This is a genomic window from Akkermansia sp. N21116 (assembly GCF_029854705.2).
Lineage (GTDB): Bacteria > Verrucomicrobiota > Verrucomicrobiia > Verrucomicrobiales > Akkermansiaceae > Akkermansia.
This window is the reverse complement of the sequence record NZ_CP139035.1, coordinates 1,399,817-1,422,759: the sequence shown is the minus strand read 5'-3', so window position 1 is coordinate 1,422,759 and position 22,943 is coordinate 1,399,817. Positions and strand designations below refer to the sequence as shown.

General features: G+C 54.1%; 12 protein-coding genes and 2 rRNA genes. 12 read left to right on the top strand and 2 right to left on the bottom strand.

Annotation, left to right across the window (positions count from 1 at the left end):
* The first annotated feature begins 68 nt into the window (after positions 1–68).
* The 12 genes from QET93_RS05445 (at position 69) to QET93_RS05390 (ending at position 19,482) form a co-directional block, all read left to right on the top strand.
* Positions 69–1,475 carry an anthranilate synthase component I family protein gene (locus QET93_RS05445; protein WP_280131968.1) on the top strand — a complete coding sequence of 469 codons (1,407 nt, stop codon included), beginning with the start codon at positions 69–71 and terminating at the stop codon, positions 1,473–1,475.
* On the top strand, positions 1,459–3,051 hold the full coding sequence (trpD, locus tag QET93_RS05440) for an anthranilate phosphoribosyltransferase (RefSeq protein WP_280131969.1): 1,593 nt from the start codon (positions 1,459–1,461) through the stop codon (positions 3,049–3,051). The genes QET93_RS05445 and trpD overlap by 17 nt, the downstream gene beginning before the upstream one ends.
* Entirely contained in the window at positions 3,041–3,826 is a 786-nt protein-coding gene (locus QET93_RS05435; RefSeq protein ID WP_280131970.1) for an indole-3-glycerol-phosphate synthase, read from the top strand. Before trpD ends, QET93_RS05435 begins: the two co-directional genes overlap by 11 nt.
* Before the next feature lie 7 nt (positions 3,827–3,833).
* Positions 3,834–4,496 carry a phosphoribosylanthranilate isomerase gene (locus QET93_RS05430; RefSeq protein WP_280131971.1) on the top strand — a complete coding sequence of 221 codons (663 nt, stop codon included), beginning with the start codon at positions 3,834–3,836 and terminating at the stop codon, positions 4,494–4,496.
* Positions 4,489–5,661, top strand: coding sequence for a tryptophan synthase subunit beta (gene trpB / locus QET93_RS05425; protein WP_280131972.1), 1,173 nt, complete (start codon positions 4,489–4,491; stop codon positions 5,659–5,661). Before QET93_RS05430 ends, trpB begins: the two co-directional genes overlap by 8 nt.
* 25 nt (positions 5,662–5,686) lie before the next feature.
* A complete protein-coding gene (gene trpA / locus QET93_RS05420) occupies positions 5,687–6,469 on the top strand; it encodes a tryptophan synthase subunit alpha (RefSeq protein WP_280131973.1) in 783 nt (260 codons plus the stop codon).
* 211 nt (positions 6,470–6,680) lie between these two features.
* Positions 6,681–9,275 carry a hypothetical protein gene (locus QET93_RS05415; protein WP_280131974.1) on the top strand — a complete coding sequence of 865 codons (2,595 nt, stop codon included), beginning with the start codon at positions 6,681–6,683 and terminating at the stop codon, positions 9,273–9,275.
* Positions 9,276–9,418: 143 nt separating this feature from the next.
* Positions 9,419–10,630: an efflux RND transporter periplasmic adaptor subunit gene (locus tag QET93_RS05410; RefSeq protein ID WP_280131975.1), complete on the top strand. Its 1,212-nt coding sequence runs from the start codon at positions 9,419–9,421 to the stop codon at positions 10,628–10,630.
* A 30-nt stretch (positions 10,631–10,660) separates the two neighbouring features.
* Positions 10,661–13,765 carry an MdtB/MuxB family multidrug efflux RND transporter permease subunit gene (locus QET93_RS05405; RefSeq protein WP_280131976.1) on the top strand — a complete coding sequence of 1,035 codons (3,105 nt, stop codon included), beginning with the start codon at positions 10,661–10,663 and terminating at the stop codon, positions 13,763–13,765.
* A gap of 13 nt (positions 13,766–13,778) precedes the next feature.
* The gene (locus QET93_RS05400; protein WP_280131977.1) at positions 13,779–16,901 is read left to right on the top strand and encodes an efflux RND transporter permease subunit; all 3,123 of its coding nucleotides are present in this window, start codon (positions 13,779–13,781) and stop codon (positions 16,899–16,901) included.
* On the top strand, positions 16,898–18,289 hold the full coding sequence (locus QET93_RS05395) for an efflux transporter outer membrane subunit (protein ID WP_280131978.1): 1,392 nt from the start codon (positions 16,898–16,900) through the stop codon (positions 18,287–18,289). The genes QET93_RS05400 and QET93_RS05395 overlap by 4 nt, the downstream gene beginning before the upstream one ends.
* Positions 18,290–18,381: 92 nt before the next feature.
* The gene (locus tag QET93_RS05390) at positions 18,382–19,482 is read left to right on the top strand and encodes a DNA alkylation repair protein (RefSeq protein WP_280131979.1); all 1,101 of its coding nucleotides are present in this window, start codon (positions 18,382–18,384) and stop codon (positions 19,480–19,482) included.
* Between the two features lie 208 nt (positions 19,483–19,690).
* Here QET93_RS05390 and rrf read toward each other — a convergent pair.
* Together rrf and QET93_RS05380 are read right to left on the bottom strand one after the other, a co-directional pair.
* A 5S ribosomal RNA gene (gene rrf, locus QET93_RS05385) occupies positions 19,691–19,806 on the bottom strand.
* Positions 19,807–20,075: 269 nt separating this feature from the next.
* Positions 20,076–22,914, bottom strand: a 23S ribosomal RNA gene (locus tag QET93_RS05380).
* Positions 22,915–22,943 lie beyond the last annotated feature (29 nt).

The following is a 22,943-nucleotide window of genomic DNA, read 5'->3' as shown; positions in this document are numbered from 1 at the left end:
TTCCCCCGCAAGAATCAAAGCAGTTTTTTTATTGTCCCTATCCAACCCTCCACCCCAAACATCCCTCTATGGAACCCACTCCAACAATCACCCTGGAACAAAAAAGCAGACGGCTGAATGCCGACCTGGAAACCCCGATCAGTCTGTTCCTGAACGTCACCCGAAACGGAGACAAGGCCCTGCTCTTTGAAAGCGCCGAAGTGGACGGCAAATGGGGCCGTTTCAGCGTTATTGCCTGCGATTTCCTTCTGACGGCATCCTGCGCTAACGGAAAGCTTGACGTGAAAACGGAAGACAAAAGGCTTAGCACCCTGACCTCCCTAACCGGCATGCCCTACCCGGATGGCATCCGGCGGATAATGCAAGCCATCACCCTCATTCCCGACGACAAAAAACAGCCCCCGATTACTCGTGCCCTCTACGGCTACTTCGGTTACGAAACATCCGCCCTCTTCCTGCCCAAGCTGCAAAACTCCATCCATGTCTCCGACGCGGAAGCCTGCCTGGTTCTGCCCGGCACCGTCATCGTCTTCGATCACCTTTACAACCGACTCACGCAAATAAGCCTGGGCGATCACCGAGACCTCTCCTTCCGCCACCCGGGGGAAACGGCCGCTCCCGTCATCGGTCCGGTCACTCGTACCCCCGATCAACAGGGATATATGGACGGCGTCCGCAAAGTGCGGGAACTTCTCCACGACGGAGAAGGCATCCAGGTCGTCCTCGCTACCCAGGCTTCGGCCGATTTCCAGGGAGATCCCTTTACCCTGTACCGCCGGATGCGCAGCATCAATCCCTCCCCTTACATGTTCTACATGGATCTTCCCGGCCTGCGTCTTTTCGGTTCCTCTCCGGAACTCCTTGTTCGCTGTACCGGAGGCACCCTCCAGCTTTCCCCCATTGCCGGAACGCGCAAGCGTGGTGCCACGGAAGTGGAAGACTCCGAACTCGCCGCCGACCTCCTGCAGGATCCCAAGGAACGAGCTGAACACGTCATGCTCGTCGATCTCGGCAGAAACGACCTCGGCCGTCTTGCCACACCCGGCTCCGTCAAAGTGGAAAGACTCATGGAAATCGAACGCTTTTCCCACGTTATGCACATGACGTCCCGAGTCATGGCCCGCCTCCAGCCTGATCTGGAACCCATCGACATCCTTGCGGCAACCTTCCCCGCCGGTACCGTCAGCGGTGCCCCCAAAGTCCGGGCCATGGAAATCATCGCCGACACCGAACCCCTCCCTCGCGGGCCCTACGCCGGATGTATCGGATGGCTCGGACTCGATAAGGATACCGTCCACATGGACGCCGGTATCACCATCCGCAGCATGTGGGAACGCAACGGAAAGATCTACTGGCAGGCAGGCGCCGGCCTCGTATACGACTCCAAGCCGGAGAACGAATGGCAGGAATGCTTGAACAAAGGGAAAATTATTGACGTCATTTTAACCGGAGAAGACCATGTTTCTACTCATTGATAACTACGATTCATTCACTTACAACCTCGTCCAGGCATTCTACACGCTGGGCCGAAACCCCGTTGTCCTCACCAACGACGACCCCCGTATCCTAGAACTTGCGACGGATCCCGAACTGACAGAAGTCTGCCTTTCTCCAGGACCCAGCCATCCCGCCAACGCCGGATTATGCCTGGAATTCCTCAAGAGATTGCCGGCACACATCCCGGTACTCGGAGTCTGCCTCGGACACCAGCTTCTGGGGCATTTTGCCGGAGCGGAAGTCAGCCGCGCCCCCTATGTGATGCACGGTAAATGTTCCGACATCGACCACGATGAACAGGGCTTGTTCGAGGGAATCTCCAATCCGATGAAAGTGGGCAGGTACCACTCTCTTGTCGTCCAATCTCCGGAAAACGCACCCAATCCCCGTTTCACCGTCACCGCCCGAGGCCCGGAAAACGAAGTGATGGCTCTCCGCTATAATGACCGCCCGTGGGTTGGCGTCCAGTTCCACCCGGAATCCATCCTGACTCCGGAAGGTCTTACCCTCCTGGCCAACTTCCCCAACACAATCCTCCCCGATCAGCACCGGGAACGCCGTGTCTCGAACATCCTTGATACACTGGCCGAAGGCAACGACCTGAGCGCGGAAATAGCCGCCTCCGCCTTTGCCAGCCTGATGGACGGACACATGACCTCCTCGCAGGCAGGCTCCTTCCTGATGGGGCTGCGCATGAAAGGAGAAACACCTCTGGAACTAGCCTGCGCCATGAACATCGGCCTCAACCGTGCCGTCCGCGTCAACGGTATCGAAGGTAAAGCCATCGACATCGTCGGCACAGGCGGCGACGGCCGTTCGTCCTTCAACTGCTCCACCGTCACTGCCTTGACAATGGCAGGTATGGGTTACAAAGTCATCAAGCACGGTAACCGAGCCGTCTCGTCTACATGCGGTTCCGCCGATGCTATTGAAGCTCTGGGGCTTCCCCTTGACACCACTCCGGATCAAGTCAAAGACATGCTCTCCCAGCGTAACTTCACTTTCCTCTTCGCTCCGAACTACCACCCGGCCTTCCGCAATGTCGGTCTCATCCGGAGGGAACTGGGAGTCCGCACCATATTCAATCTCCTGGGTCCTCTGCTCAATCCGGCCCGTCCATCCCACATCCTGCTGGGAGTCGCACGGCCGGAACTTGTCGGTCTCATCGCCGAAGCCCTCAAAAAGTCGCACTTCGAAAAAGCCGCCGTTGTCCACGGGGCCGGAGGCTATGACGAACTCACTCCCATCGGTCCGGCCATGGTAGCCATCGTCCGCAACGGCAAACGCGAAGACATCACGGTCGAACCCTCCTCCTTCGGCATCGCACCATGTACTCCTGAGGAACTCACCGTCCGAACCAAGGACGCCGCCGTCCGCGTCCTCCACGAGCTGCTCGAAGGCAGAGGTACCCGCCCCATGCAGGACATGGTAGCCCTCAATCTCGGACTGGCCATCTACCTGATGGAGGACGACCAGTCCCTGCCCCTCTGCATAGCTCGTGCCAGGGAAGCCGTTACAGCCGGCGTAGGAAGGAAACCGCTCCATGTTGCTTGATAACTTCAAAAAAGCCAAGGAACCGGAAATCCGGGAACTCCGCCGTCTGGAACGGGCGGGCCTTTTGCCGGTTCCTCGGCAGGGCCGCCGTCCGGATTTTCTCCAGGCCTTGCAGGCTCCTCCTTCCGACCAGTCCCTGGCTATCATCGCGGAGTTCAAGCAGGCTTCTCCTTCCCGCGGAATCATCGCCGAAGGGTTAAGTCCGGAACTCGTCGCCGAACAATACGCCCACGCCGGAGCTTCATGTATTTCGGTATTGACGGAAGAACAATTCTTCAAAGGAGAACTGGGATTCCTGGATCGCATGGCAGCTCCCGGAGTTCCACTCCTGCGCAAAGACTTCATCATGGATCCTCTGCAAGTGACGGCCACAGCCGCCACAGCTGCCTCGGCTATGCTCCTGATCGTCCGTTTTACTCCGGATGCCGGGTTGTTGCGGACCCTCCGGGAACAAGCTGAAAGCTTCGGCATCCATGCCGTTGTCGAAATCTTCGATGAAGCAGACTTGATACTTGCCCGCCAATCCGGAGCGCGCATCATCCAAGTCAATGCCCGCGACCTCGACACGCTGAAAACCGACCGGCAAATCTGCCTTGATCTCGTCCGGTTCCGCCAGGATGGAGAAATATGGATCGCCGCCTCGGCCATGGAACAACCATCCCACCTCACCGCCGCCGCACAAGCCGGTTACCACGCAGCCCTCATCGGTACGGCCCTCATGCAAAACGGCAAACCGGGAGACAACCTCTCCTCCCTCATCGCCAACCTTCACTAATTTTATCATGAACCAATCACTTCGCATCAAAGTATGCGGCATCACCCACCAGAGCAATCTGGACACCTGCATGGGCATGGGCGCCCAATTCTGCGGTTTCATCTTCCACAGTCGCAGTTCCAGATATATCTCCCCCAACCGGGCAGCAGGGCTTCAAAGCGCCCATCTCAAACGAGTCGGTGTTTTCGTCAAACAAGACGAACAGGAAATCAAACGCATCATGGACATCGCACGCCTAGACTTTGCACAGCTTCACGGTCCCCAGTCCATCGCCTGTGCCAAAGGCATTGGAGCAGACAAAATCATCCGTGTCCTCTGGCCGCAGCAATACGCCTCCGTACGGGAACTTCAAGCCGACATGGAACGCCATGCCGACTCCTGCTCATGGTTCCTCCTGGACGCTGGTTTCCACGGGGGAGGTAGCGGGAAACCACTTGACTGGAATGCTTTGAACACGCTGCAATCTCCCCGTCCCTGGTTCCTTGCAGGCGGACTTTCCTCCGCCTCCCTCGCCCAGGCTTTGACCTCCTGCAAACCGGATGGAGTCGACCTCAACTCGGGTGTCGAATGGGCACCCGGCCACAAATCTGCCTCTTCGATTCTTTCCGCCATGCGGGCTATCGACCCCTATCGTCACCGTCAACTTACCCCCATCACAACACATGAATAAAAAAGGATACTTCGGCAACTTCGGCGGCCAATTCGTCCCGGAAGCACTCATGCCCCTTCTCACCGAATTAGAACGCGCCATGGGGACCATCATGCAAAGCCCCGAGTATAAAACGGCCTACCAGGACTTGCTCGTCAACTATGTCGGCAGGGAATCCCCTCTGACTTTCTGTCCCAATCTTTCGGAAAAACTAGGCATCCGCCTATGGCTCAAACGGGAAGACCTCAACCACACGGGAGCCCACAAAATCAATAATGCCCTTGGACAGGCCCTCCTCGCCAAGATGATGGGTAAAACCCACCTCATCGCCGAAACAGGTGCCGGTCAGCATGGTGTCGCCACCGCCACTGCGGCAGCGCGCCTCAACATGCGCTGCACCATTTTCATGGGAGCTGAAGATGTTGAACGGCAGGCAACCAATGTCATGCGCATGAAGCTCCTCGGAGCAGAAGTATTCCCCGTGGAAACAGGATCCCGCACACTCAAGGATGCTATCAATGAAGCTCTGCGCTACTGGATCGCCCACCAGCACGATACCCTGTACTGTTTCGGTACGGCAGCCGGGCCCCATCCTTTCCCGATTCTCGTTCGTGAACTCCAATCCATTATAGGCAAGGAAGCCCGTGCCCAAATGCTGAAACGGGCAGGCAAACTGCCGGATTATGTCGTCGCCTGCGTCGGCGGCGGCTCTAACGCTATCGGTATTCTACACCCCTTCATCAAAGACACGGATGTCAAACTCATCGGTGTCGAAGCAGGGGGCACCGGAGAACCCGGATGCCAAAACTCCGCCCCGATCAACCTGGGGTCCCCCGGAGTCCTGCACGGTCACATCACCATGCTTCTGCAAACCGGAGACGGGCAGATCATGCCCTCAAGCTCCATCTCCGCCGGACTGGACTACCCGGGCGTCGGACCGGAACACGCCCACCTCGCAGAAACGGGACGCGTTCACTACGGTATCGTGTACGACCAGGATGCGCTTGAGGCATTTTCATCCCTTTGCCGGGAAGAAGGCATCATCCCGGCTCTGGAATCCTCCCATGCCCTGGCCTGGGTTCTCAAAAATGCCGAGACTCTCCCCGAAGGATGCGACGTACTCGTCAACCTCTCCGGACGCGGAGACAAAGACCTAGGCATTGTCAGCCAATATATCCAATTCTGATCTGCTACCACTTCACTCATTTATCATGAATACGATTCATCCGCTTCACCAAGCCATTCTGGATGCCCATGAACAGAAAAGGAAAGCAGTCATTCCTTTCCTGACAGCCGGATTCCCTACCCCGGACACCTTCTGGTCCGTTATGGAGAATATGGACCAAGCCGGTGTTGACATCATCGAAATCGGAGTTCCCTTTTCCGATCCCGTCGCCGACGGCCCCGTTATCGAGAACGCCTCCCGCAATGCTCTTGAAAACGGCATCTCGCTCCGCTGGATCATCGATGGGCTCAAGCAAAGGCGCGGCAAGTTCCGCGCTAAAATCGTTCTGATGGGATATGCCAACCCCTTCCTCCAATACGGGCCGGACAAACTGGCTCTCGATGCTGCCATCGCGGGTATTTCCGGTTTCATCGTTCCCGATATGCCTCTGGAGGAAAGCGGCATCTTCCGCAAACCATTCGATGCCCACAACCTGGCTCTAATCACGCTCGTCGCTCCCAACACGACGGAAGAACGCATGCGTGAATATGCTGCCATATCCAAAGGATTCGTGTACGTCGTCTCCGTCCTTGGCATTACAGGAGGCAAAACCAGCCTGACAGACACTGTTATCGAAACCATGCGCCGTGCCCGAGCCTGTTTCGACATCCCGCTCGCTCTCGGATTCGGTCTCCAAAATCCGGAGCAACTTGAAGAACTCCCCTTCGACGCCCAGCCCAACGCCGCCGTTCTCGGCAGTGCCCTGATCCGCCACATTGAGGCAGGGCATTTAGCCGGCGACTTCCTGCGCCCCTGGGTAAAACGCTAAAAAGAACCTTCCTTCTTCTTTCTCCCATCGCCGCCCGTTGCCTTTGTAGCAGAGGGCGGCGATTGCATTCCTGAAAGAAAGACCTCTTCTCACGCGTAGTTTCTTACGAGTGAATAGGAAAACCATACATCAGCCATTCTTCGTTTCGGCATGGATCGTCCTGACATGCAGCTTCGCTGCCTTATGCCCGGCAAAAATACCTCAGGAACACATGGAGCACATCCCGGGTCTCCTCTCCGAAGGAGTCCCTTCCTCCAAGTCTCCCGAGCAGGACTGGGAAGAAGAATTTTCTTACCTCGAACAGGAAATTACCAGGATCGGCAGCAATCATTTCAATTTGGAAAGGCTAACTCGGGAAGCCCTACGCCCCGACTCCGTTTACCGAACTACGGATAAAACGCCATCCGACATCGTACTTAGACGGACAAAAGCCCTGCTGAAATACCTGCAACAACATCAAGGTAAAACCGACTCCGACGATCTCAGCAAAATCCAACAGAAACTAGAGGACTGGGAGCGACGCCAAACAGTCACCCCCCCTGTTGAACGAACAGGCAGGTTGCAAGCCTTCAAAGAACTTTGTGCCATCAGAAGGACCTTGTCCTTCCGTAATCCCTTGCTTGCAGAATTAGACGCCATCGTCTTCCTGACTCATTACAGTCAACGCCAGGGACAAGGAGAAATCCATATCGTCGACCAATACTTCGGATTCAATGCCAAGCCCGGAGGATCTCCTTTCATCCTGCAGCAGCCATTTTCCTCCCATCCCGTTGCCCGCCCCCTGATACGGGAAACACCGGTCTCTCATGGAAAAAACAAAGGGAAACCCTTAAAAAACGGTTCTTTCCTCTCACTGGAATTGAACTACGATGCGGACAAACTTTATTTTGCCTGGACCCAGGCCGTCCATACCCCAGTTACAGGCAAAGAAGACTGGTCGCACAATTTCGGAACCTACGACGACCTGATGCGGCGTCCCCCAGACTACCACCATTACTTCTGGGAACCGGACAGGGTATACCACATCTACAGCCTGGATTTGAAAAACGGAGAACTCCGGCAACTCACCGACGGCAACTTCAATACGATTGATCCATGCGAACTCCCCAATGGCCGCATCGTTTATATTTCCGACGAACAAGGAGCCAATCAAAGGTGCGGAGCCAGGTGGATCGGAGCAGGTGTCTTGCACTCCATGAAACCGGACGGTACCGACGCCTACCCCCTTAGTTTCCACGAAACCAACGAATGGCAGCCCAGCGTCACCAATGAAGGCATGATCGCCTATACCCGATGGGACTATGTCGATCGTGACGATGACGGGGCTCATCACCTGTGGCAATGCTATCCGGATGGAAGAGACCCGAGAGCCCTCCATGGCAACTATGCCGAAAAACGGGAAAACCGCCCCTGGGCGGAATTGGGGTATCGCTCCGTCCCCGACAGTCATAAACTCGTCGCCGTTGCCGCACCTCATCACGGTATTGCCTATGGATCGCTGATTCTCGTCGATCCCTCGATTCCCGATGATGGAGCTATGTCACAGGTCAAAAGAATCACTCCGGAAATTCATTTTCCGGAAGCCGAAAGAAGCCCCGGATACCCATTCGACAGAGGCCAGGCTTCCGGAGGCGAACATTTCGGGACTCCATGGCCATTGAGCGAAGACTTCTACCTCTGCGTCTATGACCGAGACGGTCATGACTACGGACTATACCTCGTTGACAGTTTTGGCAACAAGGAACTTCTTTGGCAGGATGCCCAGGTTCCCTGCCTCGATCCCATCCCTTTCACTCCCCGCAAACGCCCGGGAATCATCCCCGACATGACCACTCAGTCAGCAGATGCCCGTAAGCCGGAAGAAGCTCCGTCGAATATTGCAGAAACATTTATCCTCAACGTTTACGATACGGAACGCCCTCTACCTCCCGGAGTCAAGGTAAAATGGATCCGCATCGTCAACCTGTTTCCAAAATCCAATGTCTTCGCCAATGAACCGAACATTGGTATGGGAGATCAAAGCCTGGCGCGCGGAAGCCTCGGCATCGTTCCCGTGGAAAAAGACGGAAGCGCCTTCTTCCTCATGCCTACCAATGTCAACGTTTACTTCCAGCTTCTGGATGAAAACAAACAGGCTATCCACTCCATGAGGTCATCCACCTACGCCCATTCCGGAGAAAGGTTATCCTGCATGGGGTGCCATGAAAACCGGTTCACCGCACCAAAAAGCCTGCGACAGGGGACTGCACTGGCACTTCGGAGAAAGCCCTCTCTCCTGTCTCCCGAGCCGGACGGTTCCTATCCCATGACATTCGCAAGGCTCGTCCAACCGGTACTGGATAAAAATTGCGTCCGATGCCACAGCAAACATGTCTCCAAGGCCCCGCGTCTCGACGGGGACACATTCTACATCACCCAAAATGCCCAGGGAGAACCCCAACGTACCGACATCAGACACGGGTGGAGCAATGGATACGAGACTCTCCACAGATGGGCATGGACCCGGCATGGAGGCAATGGCATCTATTGGAACCAAAACAAGTTCACCTACTCAGTACCCGGCGAAGTTGGAGCTCAGGCCTCTAAATTGCTGCCCTTCCTGCAACAAGGGCACAAAAACCTGAAGCTCGCTCCAACAGACCTTTACCGGATTACTCTGTGGATGGATTTGAATTCCAACTTTTACGGCGACTACAAAGACGAAAAGGCTCAGGCGCGCGGCGAAATCGTCACACCGAAATTCGGAGTCCCAAAGCCCCCCTACCTTTTTCTGGAACAAGGTCTCTCGTATGGGAATGAATTTTGACGTTCTATCACTTACCTCATGTCTCGATCCATTTCCGTCACTAACATCCGCACATTTCAAAATGTCACGGAGTTTCGGAAAAATGGTTGATAGACGCTACACGAAATGTCTTATTTGATTGCGTTTTTCCCCCTTCTCCATCCATGTCTGCTACACCATCAAGACGTTCCGCTTTGAAAAAAACCATTTCCTTCGTATTGCTGGCCTGTGTCGCCGGATTCGCACTCACGCCGGGAGGCAGGCAAACCATTGCAGGGTTCATCCAAATGACACCCATTGAAAAACCGAAAATCGCCAAACCGCAAACACCGACTGGTTATCTCACCGTCAAAAATGCCAATGTCGATATCTTCATTGATGCCTTGGGAACGGTCACTCCCCTGCAAACAGTCACCGTCCGAAGCCGGGTGGAAGGCGAACTCATGAAACTAAACTTCAAAGAAGGTTCAATAGTCCGGCAAGGTCAGATCATAGCCGAACTCGACCCGAGACCGTACGAGGCGGCGCTCATGCAGGTTGAAGGCCAGCTTGCCAAAAACAAAGCTTTGCTCGACAATGCCCAAAGAGATTTGGAACGCTATCAGTCTCTGCTCCGGGAGAACGCTATCGCCAGCCAGGAAGTCGATACCCAGGCAGCCCTGAAGAATCAGTATGAGGCTGCTATCATCTCCGATAGAGGCAATGTCGATGCAGCCAAACTGGAACTCGGCTATACCAAGATCACATCTCCCCTGACCGGACGCGTCGGTTTGCGGCAGGTGGACATCGGCAACATCATCCGTCCGTCCGATGCGGAAGGAATCGTGACCATCACACAAGAAGATCCCATCTCCGTCCTCTTCTCTGTTCCATCACAATACCTCTCGGATATCACAGCTCCGGTACGCGCCGGCCAAAAATTGGAAGTTGAAGCCTGGGACCGGGACAACAGAAACAAGATCGCAGACGGGTTCCTAAAAACAATCGACAATGCGGTCGATCCCGGCAGCGATATGCTAAAGCTCCGCGCCGTTTTTGACAATCCCGAGGGAATTCTCTTCCCCAACCAGTTCGTCAACATCAAACTGAAGATCGACACACTGGAAAATATCCCCCTCGTCCGTGACATTGCCATCAGAAGGGGGACCTCGGGGGAGTTCGTCTATATCATCACCGACGAAAACAAGGTGAAAATGCGCCCCGTCACCACAGGTCCCGCCAAGAATAACATGATTGCCATCATCAACGGCATCAAGGCAGGAGAACGCGTTGCCATCGACGGGCTTGACCGCCTGAGAGACGGAACGGATATCATCCCCATCGATCGAGAAGCCCAGGCACGGGAAGAAACACCCCGGACTGATTCCGTCCAGTAACCGGAAATCCCGCATTTCTTCACCGAAACCATGAACTTCTCACGGCTGTTCATTCTGCGCCCCATCGCAACAACGCTGCTCATGGTAGCGTTGCTACTGTCCGGCCTGATCGCTTATAAACAACTCCCTGTATCCGCTCTCCCTCAGGTGGATTACCCCACGATCCAGGTCCTGACGATGTATCCCGGAGCAAGCCCGGACGTCATGAACGCCGCAGTCACAGCCCCCCTGGAACGCCAGTTCGGACAAATGCCCGGATTGACGCGCATGACATCCTCCAGTTCAGGAGGAACCAGCACCGTCACCTTGCGATTCGGGCTGGATATCCCCATGGACGTCGCCGAACAGCAGGTACAGGCCGCCATCAATGCGGCGGACTCCATGTTGCCCAAGGACCTGCCCTATCCTCCCATTTACAATAAGGTCAACCCGGCCGATGCCCCTATCCTGACTCTGGCCATTACCTCCGAATCCCTTCCTCTCCCTAAAATGAGGGACTTCGTCGATACCCGCCTCGCGCAGAAACTCTCCCAAATCAGCGGAGTCGGTCTCGTTACCCTCAGTGGCGGACAACGCCAGGCCATACGCATCCAAGTCAATCCTACCGTCCTCGCATCCAAAGGGTTGACGTTGGAAGACGTCCGTACCACCATCGACAACAACAATCTCAACCAGGCAAAAGGCAGCTTCGACGGACCAACCATGAGTTCAACGATCAACGCCAACGACCAGCTCCGCAATGCGGAAGAATACATGGAGCTGATCATTGCTTATAAAAATGGAGCCCCCATCCGCATCCGCGATGTCGCGACCGTCGTTGAAGGTCCGGAGAATGAATTCCAGGCGGGATGGGCCAATGCGACTCCGGCTATTATCGTTAATATCCAGCGACAACCCGAGGCAAACGTCATTGAAGTAGTGGACAAAATACATGCCTTGCTCCCCACTCTCCAACAGAATCTTCCGGGAGATATCGACGTCACCGAGCTAAGTGACCGGACAGTCACCATCCGGGCCTCGGTCCATGATGTCCAGAAGGAACTGATCATGTCGGTCATCCTCGTCGTTCTGGTCGTTTTCCTTTTCCTGAGGAATATTTCCGCAACGTTGATTCCCGGATTTGCCGTACCCCTTTCCCTGATAGGAACCTTCGGCATTATGTACCTTTTGGGCTACAGCCTGAACAATTTGACGTTGATGGCCCTGACCATTGCCACCGGTTTCGTCGTGGACGATGCCATCGTTGTCGTAGAAAACATCGCCCGATACCTGGAAAAAGGGGAATCCCCCCTGCAGGCAGCCTTAAAAGGAGCCAAACAAATCGGATTTACCATCATCTCGCTTACGGTCTCCCTCATTGCCGTTCTGATTCCTCTGCTCTTCATGCAGGATGTCGTCGGCCGCCTCTTCCGGGAATTCTCCGTCACCCTCGCCGTCGCCATTCTCATCTCCGGCTTTATTTCCCTGACGCTGACGCCGATGATGTCTGCCAAACTCCTGAAACCCGCCTCGGAACAACGGAACCAAAACCGTCTCTATCGGGCTACGGGAGCTATGTTCGACGGTATGATTTCCCTGTACGGGAAAATCCTGGAAGTCGTTCTCAGGCACAAAACAGCCACCATGGCTGTCGCCGCCATCACCCTGTTAATGACCGTCTGGCTCTATGTAATCATTCCCAAAGGATTCTTCCCCACACAGGATACGGGAATCATCCAAGCCATTACCGAAGCACCCGAAGACATTTCCTTCTCGGCGATGGCAAAAAAACAACAGGAACTGGCTGCCATCATTCTGGAAGATCCCGATGTCCAAAGCCTATCGTCCTTCATCGGAGTTGACGGAGACAATAACGCTCTGAACACGGGGCGCATGCTCATCACCTTGAAACCTCTTGAAAAGCGCCATTCGCGAGCCCCCGGTATCATTCAGCGCATTCAGAAAAAAACGGAGGGCATTACAGACATGTCCCTCTTCATGCAGCCGGTTCAGGACCTCTCCGTAGAAGACCGTGTCAGCAGTACGCAGTTTCAAATGACTCTCGACTGCCCGCAGTCCGAAATCTTGGAAGAATGGGTTCCCAAACTCATCGACAGTCTCAATGCCCTGCCCGAGTTATCGGACGTAGCGGATGACTTCCACAATGATGGCAGACAAGTCTTCGTCGAAATCAACCGCGATCAGGCCGCACGCCTCGGCATCACGACGGCAGATGTCGACAACGCCCTTTACGATGCTTTCGGACAACGTCTCGTCTCGACAATCTTCACGCAGACCAACCAATACAGAGTCGTTCTGGAAGTCGGGAAAAACTTCAGGATGTCGCCAAGCTCTCTCAACAACATCTACGTCACGTCATCTTCCGGGCAACCTGTTCCCTTGAACAACATTGCCAGGATCACCGAGAAAAAAGCGTCCCTTGCCATCCATCGCAAAGGTCAATTCCCCTGTGCGACCGTCTCGTTCAATCTCGCTCCCGGCTACGCCTTGGGAGAAGCGGTTGAAGCGATCAAAAAGACTGAAAACGATATCGCTCTTCCGGCATCCATCCGTTCCGAATTCGAAGGCTCCGCCCAGGCTTTCCAGGCTTCTCTAAGCAACACCCTGTGGCTCATCATCGCCGCCGTCGTCACGATGTACATTGTCCTGGGCGTGCTCTATGAAAGTTATATCCATCCCATTACCATCCTCTCCACCCTGCCCTCTGCCGGAGTCGGAGCCTTGTTTGCCCTGTTCATCAGCAGAAGCGGCCTGGATATCATCGGTATTATCGGCATTATCCTCTTGATCGGCATCGTCAAAAAGAACGCCATCATGATGATCGACTTTGCCCTGGATGCTGAACGAAGACATGGACTTTCTCCCCGGGATGCCATTTTCCAGGCCTGCATCCTGCGTTTTCGTCCCATTCTCATGACAACCATGGCCGCCCTGTTCGCCGCTATTCCTCTGATGATGTCCAGTGGCGTCGGGGCGGAACTGAGAAGCCCCCTCGGTATCGCCATGGTCGGAGGACTGCTCTTCAGCCAGTTGCTGACACTGTTCACCACCCCCGTCATCTATCTGTTCTTCGACCGCTTCACTGGTTCCCGCCACAACCGTCCCGCCCCGCAGGAGCAGGAAACTATCCAATAGCCACCCCCGCGCCATGGAGTTCCTGGAAATCTTTATCAAAAGACCCGTTGCAACAACCCTGCTTTCGCTGGGACTGGCTCTCCTCGGACTCGTTGCATTCAATCTCCTGCCCATCGCTCCGCTGCCGGAAGTAGACTACCCTACTATCAATGTACGAGCCAACTTCCCCGGAGCCAGTCCGGAAACCATGGCAGCAACCGTCGCCACTCCGCTGGAACGTTCTTTAGGGCGCATCTCCGGTATCTCGGAAATGACCTCCTACAGTTCTCTTGGACGTTCGAACATCACCATCCAATTCGACCTCGACAAAAACATCGACCAAGCCGCCCGGGAAGTCCAGGCTGCCATCAACTCTTCCCGTGCCATGCTGCCGTCGGGTATGCCTAACAACCCGACCTACCGAAAGGTCAACCCGTCCGACGCCCCCATCCTCATCCTCGCTCTCACTTCCGATACTCAGTCCAGAGCCAGGATGTACGATGTTGCCTCCACTCTCCTTTCCCAAAAACTCTCCCAGATCGAAGGCATAGGCGAAGTCACTATCGGAGGAGGTTCCCTGCCTGCCGTACGGGTTCGAGTCAACCCTGCCTCACTCGCTAAATACGACCTGAACTTCGAAGACATCAGGAAAGCCCTGACAACTGCAAATCTCACCATTCCCAAGGGGTTCATCCATGGAGAAGATCTTTCATGGAGCATTTACACCAACGACAAACTCAGTACCGCCGATGAATTCGCCCCTCTCATCGTGGCCTACAAGGACGGAGTACCCATCCGTCTCTGCGACATCGCATCCGTCACCGATGCGATGGAAAACGACCGTAACTACGGCCTTTGCAACGGACGCGAATCAATCATTCTCATACTTTTCCGAGAAAGTAACGCCAATATCATCGAAACGATCAAACGCGTTTACGACACTCTCCCGGCACTCAAAGCCCTCATCCCGGCAGAAATGAACATTGAGCCGACCCTGGACCGGACCCCTTCCATCAAAGGAGCCCTTCATGAAGTGGAACGGTCATTGATCCTCTCCGTCTCTCTGGTCATCCTGGTCGTCTTCCTTTTCCTGAGAAAAATCAAGGCCACCCTCGTCCCGGCCGTTACCGTTCCCCTGTCGCTGCTGGGAACCTTTGCCGTCATGTATGCCTGTGGATACAGCATCAACCAAATATCCATGATGGCCCTCATTGTCGCAACGGGGTTTGTCGTAGACGATGCTATCGTCGTTTTGGAAAATATCTCCCGTCACCTCGAAACCGGACTCTCTCCTCTGCAAGCTTCGCTTAAAGGTGTCCGGGAAGTCGGATTCACCGTCATCTCCATCAGTCTCTCCCTCGTGGCCGTTTTCATTCCCCTCCTGCTGATGCAAGGTATTATCGGACGGTTATTCCGGGAATTTTCCATCACACTGGCCGCAGCCGTTCTAATCTCGATGGTCATATCCCTTACAACAACTCCCATGATGTGCACCCGCCTCCTGAGCGGGAAAAAGAATAAGCCAACCCGGCAAGAGCCGCAAAAAAACACCCTGGCTCGAACGGCAGCCACATTCAGCAATACCCTGACCTCGCTCTACGAAGCTTCCCTCAAACTGGCCCTGGCTCACAAGCGAATCATGATGACGATCTTCTTCCTCGTTATCGGACTGAACGGCTACCTCTACTACATCATCCCCAAAGGCTTCTTCCCCGAACAAGATCTGGGACGCCTGCGAGCATCCATCCGTCCTGACCAGAATACCTCTTTCCAAACGGCCAAAGACCATCTGATCCGCTTTGGCGAAATTCTCTATAACGATCCCGATGTCACCACAGTCTCCGGTCACACCACAGGATCCGGAGGAGCAAGCTTCTTCGTTGCCCTCAAACCCTTGGACGAACGCCGGAACCGGGCTTCTTCGCGCGACATCGCCACCCGTATCCGGAACAGCACGATCAATCTCCCCGGAGGCCCGATCTACGTCAACGTCCCCCAGGAAATCCGCATCGGAGGTCGCTCCAGCGACTCACTCTATCAATACACCTTGCTCTCCGACAATGTCGATGACCTCCGGGAATGGGTGCCCCGTCTTGAAGATGCCTTCAAATCCGTTGAAGGCATCACAGACGTCATCAGCGACCAGCAAATCCAAGGCAAGGAAGTATTCCTCGACGTCAACCGGGATGCCTCCACCCGATGGGGAATCGACTTCCGCTCCATCAACTCCGCTCTCAACAGTGCCTTCGGGCAAAGACAAGTCGCCACCATTTACAATCCTCTTAACCAGTATAGGGTCGTCCTGGAGGCGGAAGGAAACTATCTTGAATACCCCACATCGTTAAAATCCATCTACGTCCGCAATAAAGCCGGGCAATCCGTCTCCCTCAGCAGCATCTCGGAAACCGTTTCATCCGTTACTCCTCTTTCGGTCAACCATCAGTCCCAATTTGCAGCAGGCACCATCTCCTTCAACCTGAAACCCGGCTACGCTCTCAGCGATGTCTCGCCCATTATCGAAAACCTCGTTCAAACCATGAATCCTCCCGATACCATGAGAGGTAGCTTCCAGGGCACCGCCAAAGCCTACAAGGATCTCACCTCTAGTCAGATCATTCTGGTTATCTCCGCCATCCTGGCCGTCTACATCGTTTTGGGCATCCTTTACGAAAGCTACATCCACCCCCTGACCATACTCTCCACATTGCCGTCCGCCGGTGTCGGGGCTTTGCTGGCCCTGCTTCTGTTCAAGACAGAATTCACAGTCATGGCTCTCATCGGAGTCGTCCTCCTGATTGGCATCGTCAAAAAAAACGCTATCATGATGGTAGACTTTGCCCTGGCAGCCGAACGCAATGAGGGTTTGTCTTCCCGTGAAGCGATCCTCAAAGCATGTATGCTGCGTATCCGTCCCATTCTCATGACCACCATGGCCGCTATCTTCGGAGCTGTTCCCCTGGTTATCAGCCGGGGAGATGGAGCCGAAACGCGCCAACCCCTCGGAATGGCCATCATCGGAGGACTTATTCTCAGCCAGCTCCTGACCCTCTATACAACGCCCGTCGTCTACCTGTACATGGAACGTTTCCAGAGATGGTGGAACACCCGGCGCCATCCTTATTCCCCGGCATCCGCCCAACCACAGATACACCCGTGAACACCTGCCTCCTCATTACCATTCTCTGCGGAATCCTGCTTCTCTACCCTTCCTGCAGCGTGGCTCCTCCCTATCGTATCCCGGAAGTATCCATGCCGGTACATTATAAAAACATCGGACAATGGCACGCCCCCGCTCCCAGCGACCATGTCCAACGCGGGAATTGGTGGAAAATCTTCAAGGATCCCGTCCTCAGCAAACTCATGGACGAACTCAACACCGGAAATCTGGATATAGTCATGGCCGAAGCCCGCTATCGACAGTCGGAAGCCCTCCTTCGCCAGACAGCCGGTTCCTTTCTGCCGCAGATAGATGCCGGCCTCACCACACAATCCTCGCACAGTACTTCCGCTAAAAACTCTGGTAACATCAGCAATAACTATGACCTGCAAGCCGCCGCTTCTTGGGATGCAGACCTCTGGGGAAAAATCCGCAGCCGCATCGCGGGAGCGGCAGCCGATACCGATGCCAGCAAAGCAGAGCTCGAATCCGTCCGATTGAGCATGCAAACCCAGCTTGCCATGGCGTATTTTGAAATCCGCATCCTTGACACCCAACGCGATTTCTACGCTAAAACCATTGAGAGCTACAGACAGGCCCTCCACGTTACAAGCGTACGATTCAAACAAGGAGTCGACAGCCCGGCTGCCGTCATGCAGGCGGAAACCCAACTGAAATCCACCGAAGCCCAGGCGATCGAACTCGATATCACCCGAAACCGGCTTGAAAACAGCATTGCCGTCCTCCTCGGCAAATCAGCTTCATCCTTCTCCCTGCCCCAGCAGTCAAACTGGGATGCAATCCTTCCCAACATCCCCGCAGGCATACCCACCACCCTCCTTCAAAGACGACCGGATGTCGCTGCTGCGGAACGCGCCGTCGCCTCGGCAAATGCCAGAATAGGAGAAACGCGCGCAGCCCTCTACCCATCCTTCATCATTTCCTCCAATGCCCGCTTGCAGCAAACCAGCTTCGGGAACTGGCTAAGCTCACCCAATACCGGATGGTCCATCGGAGCCGACTTCATCGGTCCCGTCTTTGACGGAGGAACACGTCGCGCCGCTGTCAGCGAAGCGGAAGCCGCCTATGACGAAGCCGTCGCCAACTACAAAAATACAGTTCTCAACAGCATTCGCGAAGTAGAAGACTCCCTCGCCGCTCTGAATCTCCTAGACGACAAAGCCGCTGCCCAAGAAGCCGCCCTCAAAGCCGCCATCCAATCAGAAGACACAACAAGCAAACAATACCGTGCCGGTAAAATCAACTACCTCGACGTCGTCACAGTCCAAGCCATCACCCTCACTAACGAGCGCAATGCCGCAGAAGTACGAAACACACGCTATATCGCTCTGATTCAGCTCATTCGAGCTCTCGGAGGCACTTGGTAGGAAACTTGTAATCTTCCGGAAACGGAATGGGCAATTCCATTAATCGTGGATAACTCTCCCGGTGAAACACCATTTGAAGAAGGAAAGCATATATGCCGGAATTACTAAAAAACAAATATAATTACGAGTCTCTTCACGAGTTGGCCCTGCGCATTCAAACCGTATATCATTCGTTTCAAGTGAACGATTTTATCGACACCACTATGGATAAAACATGGGATGCGTTGGAACTAAAAGCCCGAATGCGTCAAATCGCCATCAATTTAGGAAAGTATTTGCCAACCGATTATGAACAGGCGCTTGGTATCATTGATAAAGTCGTTGAGAGTTATCCTGCAGGATGTAATGATTTCACTTTAATATGCTTTCCGGATTTTGTTGAAGTCTATGGTCAAGATGAGAGTCATTGGGATTTGTCAATGGCTGCATTGGAAAGGTATACCTCATCCTCATCTTCCGAATTTGCCGTAAGGCCATTTATCATCAACCATGAAAAACGAATGATGCAGCAGATGGCCGTTTGGGCCAGGCATGGCAATGAGCACGTCCGGAGGCTTGCCAGCGAGGGTTGCCGGCCCCAACTCCCCTGGGGACAAGCATTAGCCAGCTTTAAAAAAGATCCGTCTCCTATTCTTGGTATTTTAGAGAAGCTTAAAGCCGATCCTTCACTGTATGTCCGTAAAAGCGTGGCCAACAACCTGAACGATATTTCCAAAACACACCCTGATCTGGTCGTAAAAATAGCAAAGGATTGGTACGGTCAAAACAAGCATACAGATTGGATTGTCAAGCACGGGTGCAGAACACTCCTAAAAAAGGGCAACAGGGATGTGCTGGATATTCTGGGGTTTGCAGATGCCGCTTGTGTGAATGTTGACGACTTTGTGTTGGATGTTGCTCCTGTCTTCATTGGGGGACATATGACCTTTTCCTTTACGATTGGCGCAAAAAAAGCAGCTAGGATACGGCTGGAATATGGCATTGATTACGTGAAAGCAAATGCTAGACGAAATCGAAAGATATTCCAAATATCCGAAATCTCTTTAAATGAAAACGGGAAGAAATTTTATACAAAAAACCATTCCTTTGCAGATGCAAGCACAAGAAAGCATTATCCCGGTACTCATTCGGTTACTCTTATTGTGAACGGTACCGAGCGAGGTACATTGGATTTTGAGGTATTTACCAAATAACCTCCTGGAAAAATATCAGCAACCTTTTTTTGCTGTACACATCAGCCTTAGCAAGCCAAGAGAGCCTCCACGATAATCCTCCGTCAATATTCCTTTTCCGAGATCATTTCGATTTTTCTGCATTCGTCACATTTCGCGGGGATGAGGATTCGAGTATAAACAGAGAAGCCCCGCCTTGCATGGTGACAAGGCGGGGCTTCATGATCAATCCCGGCGACGACCTACTCTCACAAGAGCTATACTCTCACTACCATCGGCGCGCCAGCGTTTCACTGCCGGGTTCGGAACGGGACCGGGTGGGACCACTGGGCTAAGATCACCGGGCTTCAGGGCGGAGGCTCCCGTTTTCTGGGGAGGGGGGGGTGTCCGTTCTGCCTGCCCGGGGGTCTCTCGGGGGGGGGATGATGGGGATTGATCTTCTTCTGTTTTGGACGCGGAGGCAAGGGAAAAAGGGGAGGAAGCCGGGCTCGAAGCCTGACATCCGCGTGGCGGGGTGTTTCTGCTGTTATGGGTCTTACTTTCCACTCTTTCATACCATGCAAGGCTTCTTCACAATACCTTCACATGAGGATTGCTCCCTTTCCTAAAAGGGAGGAATCAAGTCTTTCGGAGTTTAGTATCGCTCGGCTCAACACATTGCTGCGCTTCCACCTGCGACCTATCGACGTGGTCGTCTTCCACGTTCCTATGGGGAAAATTCATCTTGGGAGGGACTTGGCGCTTAGATGCTTTCAGCGCTTATTCCTTCCGCACTTAGCTACCCGGCCGTGCATTTGACAATACAACCGGTGCACCAGTGGTGCGTCAGACCCGGTCCTCTCGTACTAAGGTCTGAACCCCTCAATTTTCCAACGCCCACAGAGGATAGAGGACCGAACTGTCTCGCGACGTTCTGAACCCAGCTCGCGTGCCGCTTTAACCGGCGAACAGCCGGACCCTTGGGACCTTCTCCAGCCCCAGGATGCGACGAGCCGACATCGAGGTGCCAAACCACGCCGTCGATATGAACTCTTGGGCGTGATCAGCCTGTTATCCCTAAGGTACCTTTTATCCGTTGAGCGACGGCAATTCCACTTTCTACCGCCGGATCACTTGGGCCTGCTTTCGCATCTGATCGACTTGTCGGTCTCACAGTTAGGCTGGTTTATGCCCATGCACTCGTCACGCGGTTGCCAACCGCGCTGAACCAACCTTCGCGCTCCTCCGTTACTCTTTGGGAGGATACCGCCCCAGTAAAACTGACCGGCTGACACGGTCCCCTGGCCGGTTTCACGGCTCAGCGTTAGATTCTCCAGTCTCAAAGGGTGGTGTCTCATTGATGACTCTTCCGGCCCCTAAAGGCCGGCTTCAACGTCTCCCACTTACTCTGAGCATTGAGACCGAAGAAACAATGACAGCTTACAGTTAAGGTCTATAGGGTCTTTCCGTCCTTCTGCGGGTAGGCGGCATCTTCACCGCCACTACAATTTCACTGAGCGTCTGGTTGAGACAGTGCCCAACTCGTTTCACGATTCGTGCAGGTCGGAACTTACCCGACAAGGAATTTCGCTACCTTAGGACCGTTATAGTTACGGCCGACATTCACCGGGACTTGGGTTCAGAGCTTCGCCTTGCGGCTAACACCTTGCCTTAATCTTTCGGCATTGGTCACGTGTCACACCCTATACTTCGACTTGCGTCTTTGCAGAGTGCTGTGTTTTTGATAAACAGTCGGTTGGGCCATTTCTCTGCGGCCTGCATCTCTGCAGGCACCCCTTCTTCCGAAGTTACGGGGCTAATTTGCCGAGTTCCTTAACCAGAGTTCACTCTTGCGCCTTGGTATATTCTACCCACCCACCTGTGTCGGTTTGCGGTACGGGTTCCTTAGCATACGCTGGGGCTTTTCTTGGCACTCGCTTTGATGGTGCGGCCAGTCCGTAAACCGGCCTCGGAATTCAATAACCTGTCCATCTCTACTCATGCGTCCCCCCAGTTTAAGGGTCGGAAGCTCAGGATTATTAACCTGATGTCCATCGCCTACGCCTCTCGGCCTCGGCTTAGGTCCCGGCTAACCCAGGGACGAATCTCGTTGCCCTGGAAACCTCGGGTTTACGGCGGCCGGGGATTTCACCCGGCTTAACGTTACTCATGTCTGCATACTCACTTCCGTGCTCTCCAGGGTCAGTCGCCATCGCCCTTCAACGTACACGGAACGCTCTTCTACCACTCCTCCCTTGCAGGAGAAATCCAGAGCTTCGGTACAACGTTTCATCGCCAATCATTTTCGGCGCAGGATCACTCGATGAGTAAGCTATTACGCATTTTTTAAATGGTGGCTGCTTCTAAGCCAACATCCTCACTGTCTGTGTAATCCCACATCCTTTCCACTCAACGTTGTTTGGGCACCTTAGCTGCTGGTCTGGGTTGTTTCCCTCTCGACAATGAAGCTTATCCCCCACTGTCTCACTGCTACGCTCCATTGTGCGGTATTCGGAGTTTGATAAGGGTTGGTAGGCGGGTGTGCCCCCTAGCCTTGTCAGTGCTCTACCCCCGCACATCAGCACGTAACGCTGCACCTAAATGCATTTCGAAGAGAACCAGCTATCACGGGGTTTGATTAGCCTTTCACTCCTACCCTCAGCTCATCAGAGAACTTTTCAACGTTCACCTGTTCGGTCCTCCACGGCGTTTTACCGACGCTTCAACCTGGCCAAGGGTAGGTCACCTCCGCTTCGGGTCCAGTACCTGCGACTAAAAACCGCCCTGTTCGGACTTGCTTTCGCTTCGACTCCGGGCCGGAAGCCCTTAGTCTTGCCACAGACACTGACTCGCAGACTCATTAAACAAAAGGCACGCCATCGCAGCTTGCGCTGCTCTGACACTTTGTAGACATACGGTTTCAGGTTCTATTTCACTCCGCTCACAGCGGTTCTTTTCACCTTTCCCTCGCGGTACTTGTTCACTATCGGTCGCCGACTAGTATTTAGCCTTGCGCGGTGGTCCGCGCGGATTCATACACCGTTCCACGTGTGGTGTATTACTCAGGAGTCCACTAGATCTCACAAAAGATTTCGCTTACGAGGCTTTCACTCTCTCCGGCCAGTCTTTCCAAACTGTTCTGCTATCTTTCATGATCGATCATGGCGTGGTCCTACAACCCCGAAAGAAGTACTTTCGGTTTGGGCTCTTCCGCTTTCGCTCGCCACTACTTACGGAATCGATTTCTCTTTCTTTTCCTCCGCTTACTGAGATGTTTCACTTCAGCGGGTCTCGCGATCGTTGTCCTATGTATTCAGACAACGTCAACCGGGCTTTCCCCCGGTTAGGTTACCCCATTCGGATACCCCCGGATCGTAGCTCATTTGCAGCTCCCCGAGGCTTTTCGCAGCTTATCGCGTCCTTCTTCGCCTGTCGGCACCAAGGCATTCACCGTACGCCCTTGGTTTCTTGATTCCATTCCTTCAGAAAGGAAAGCAAGTCCC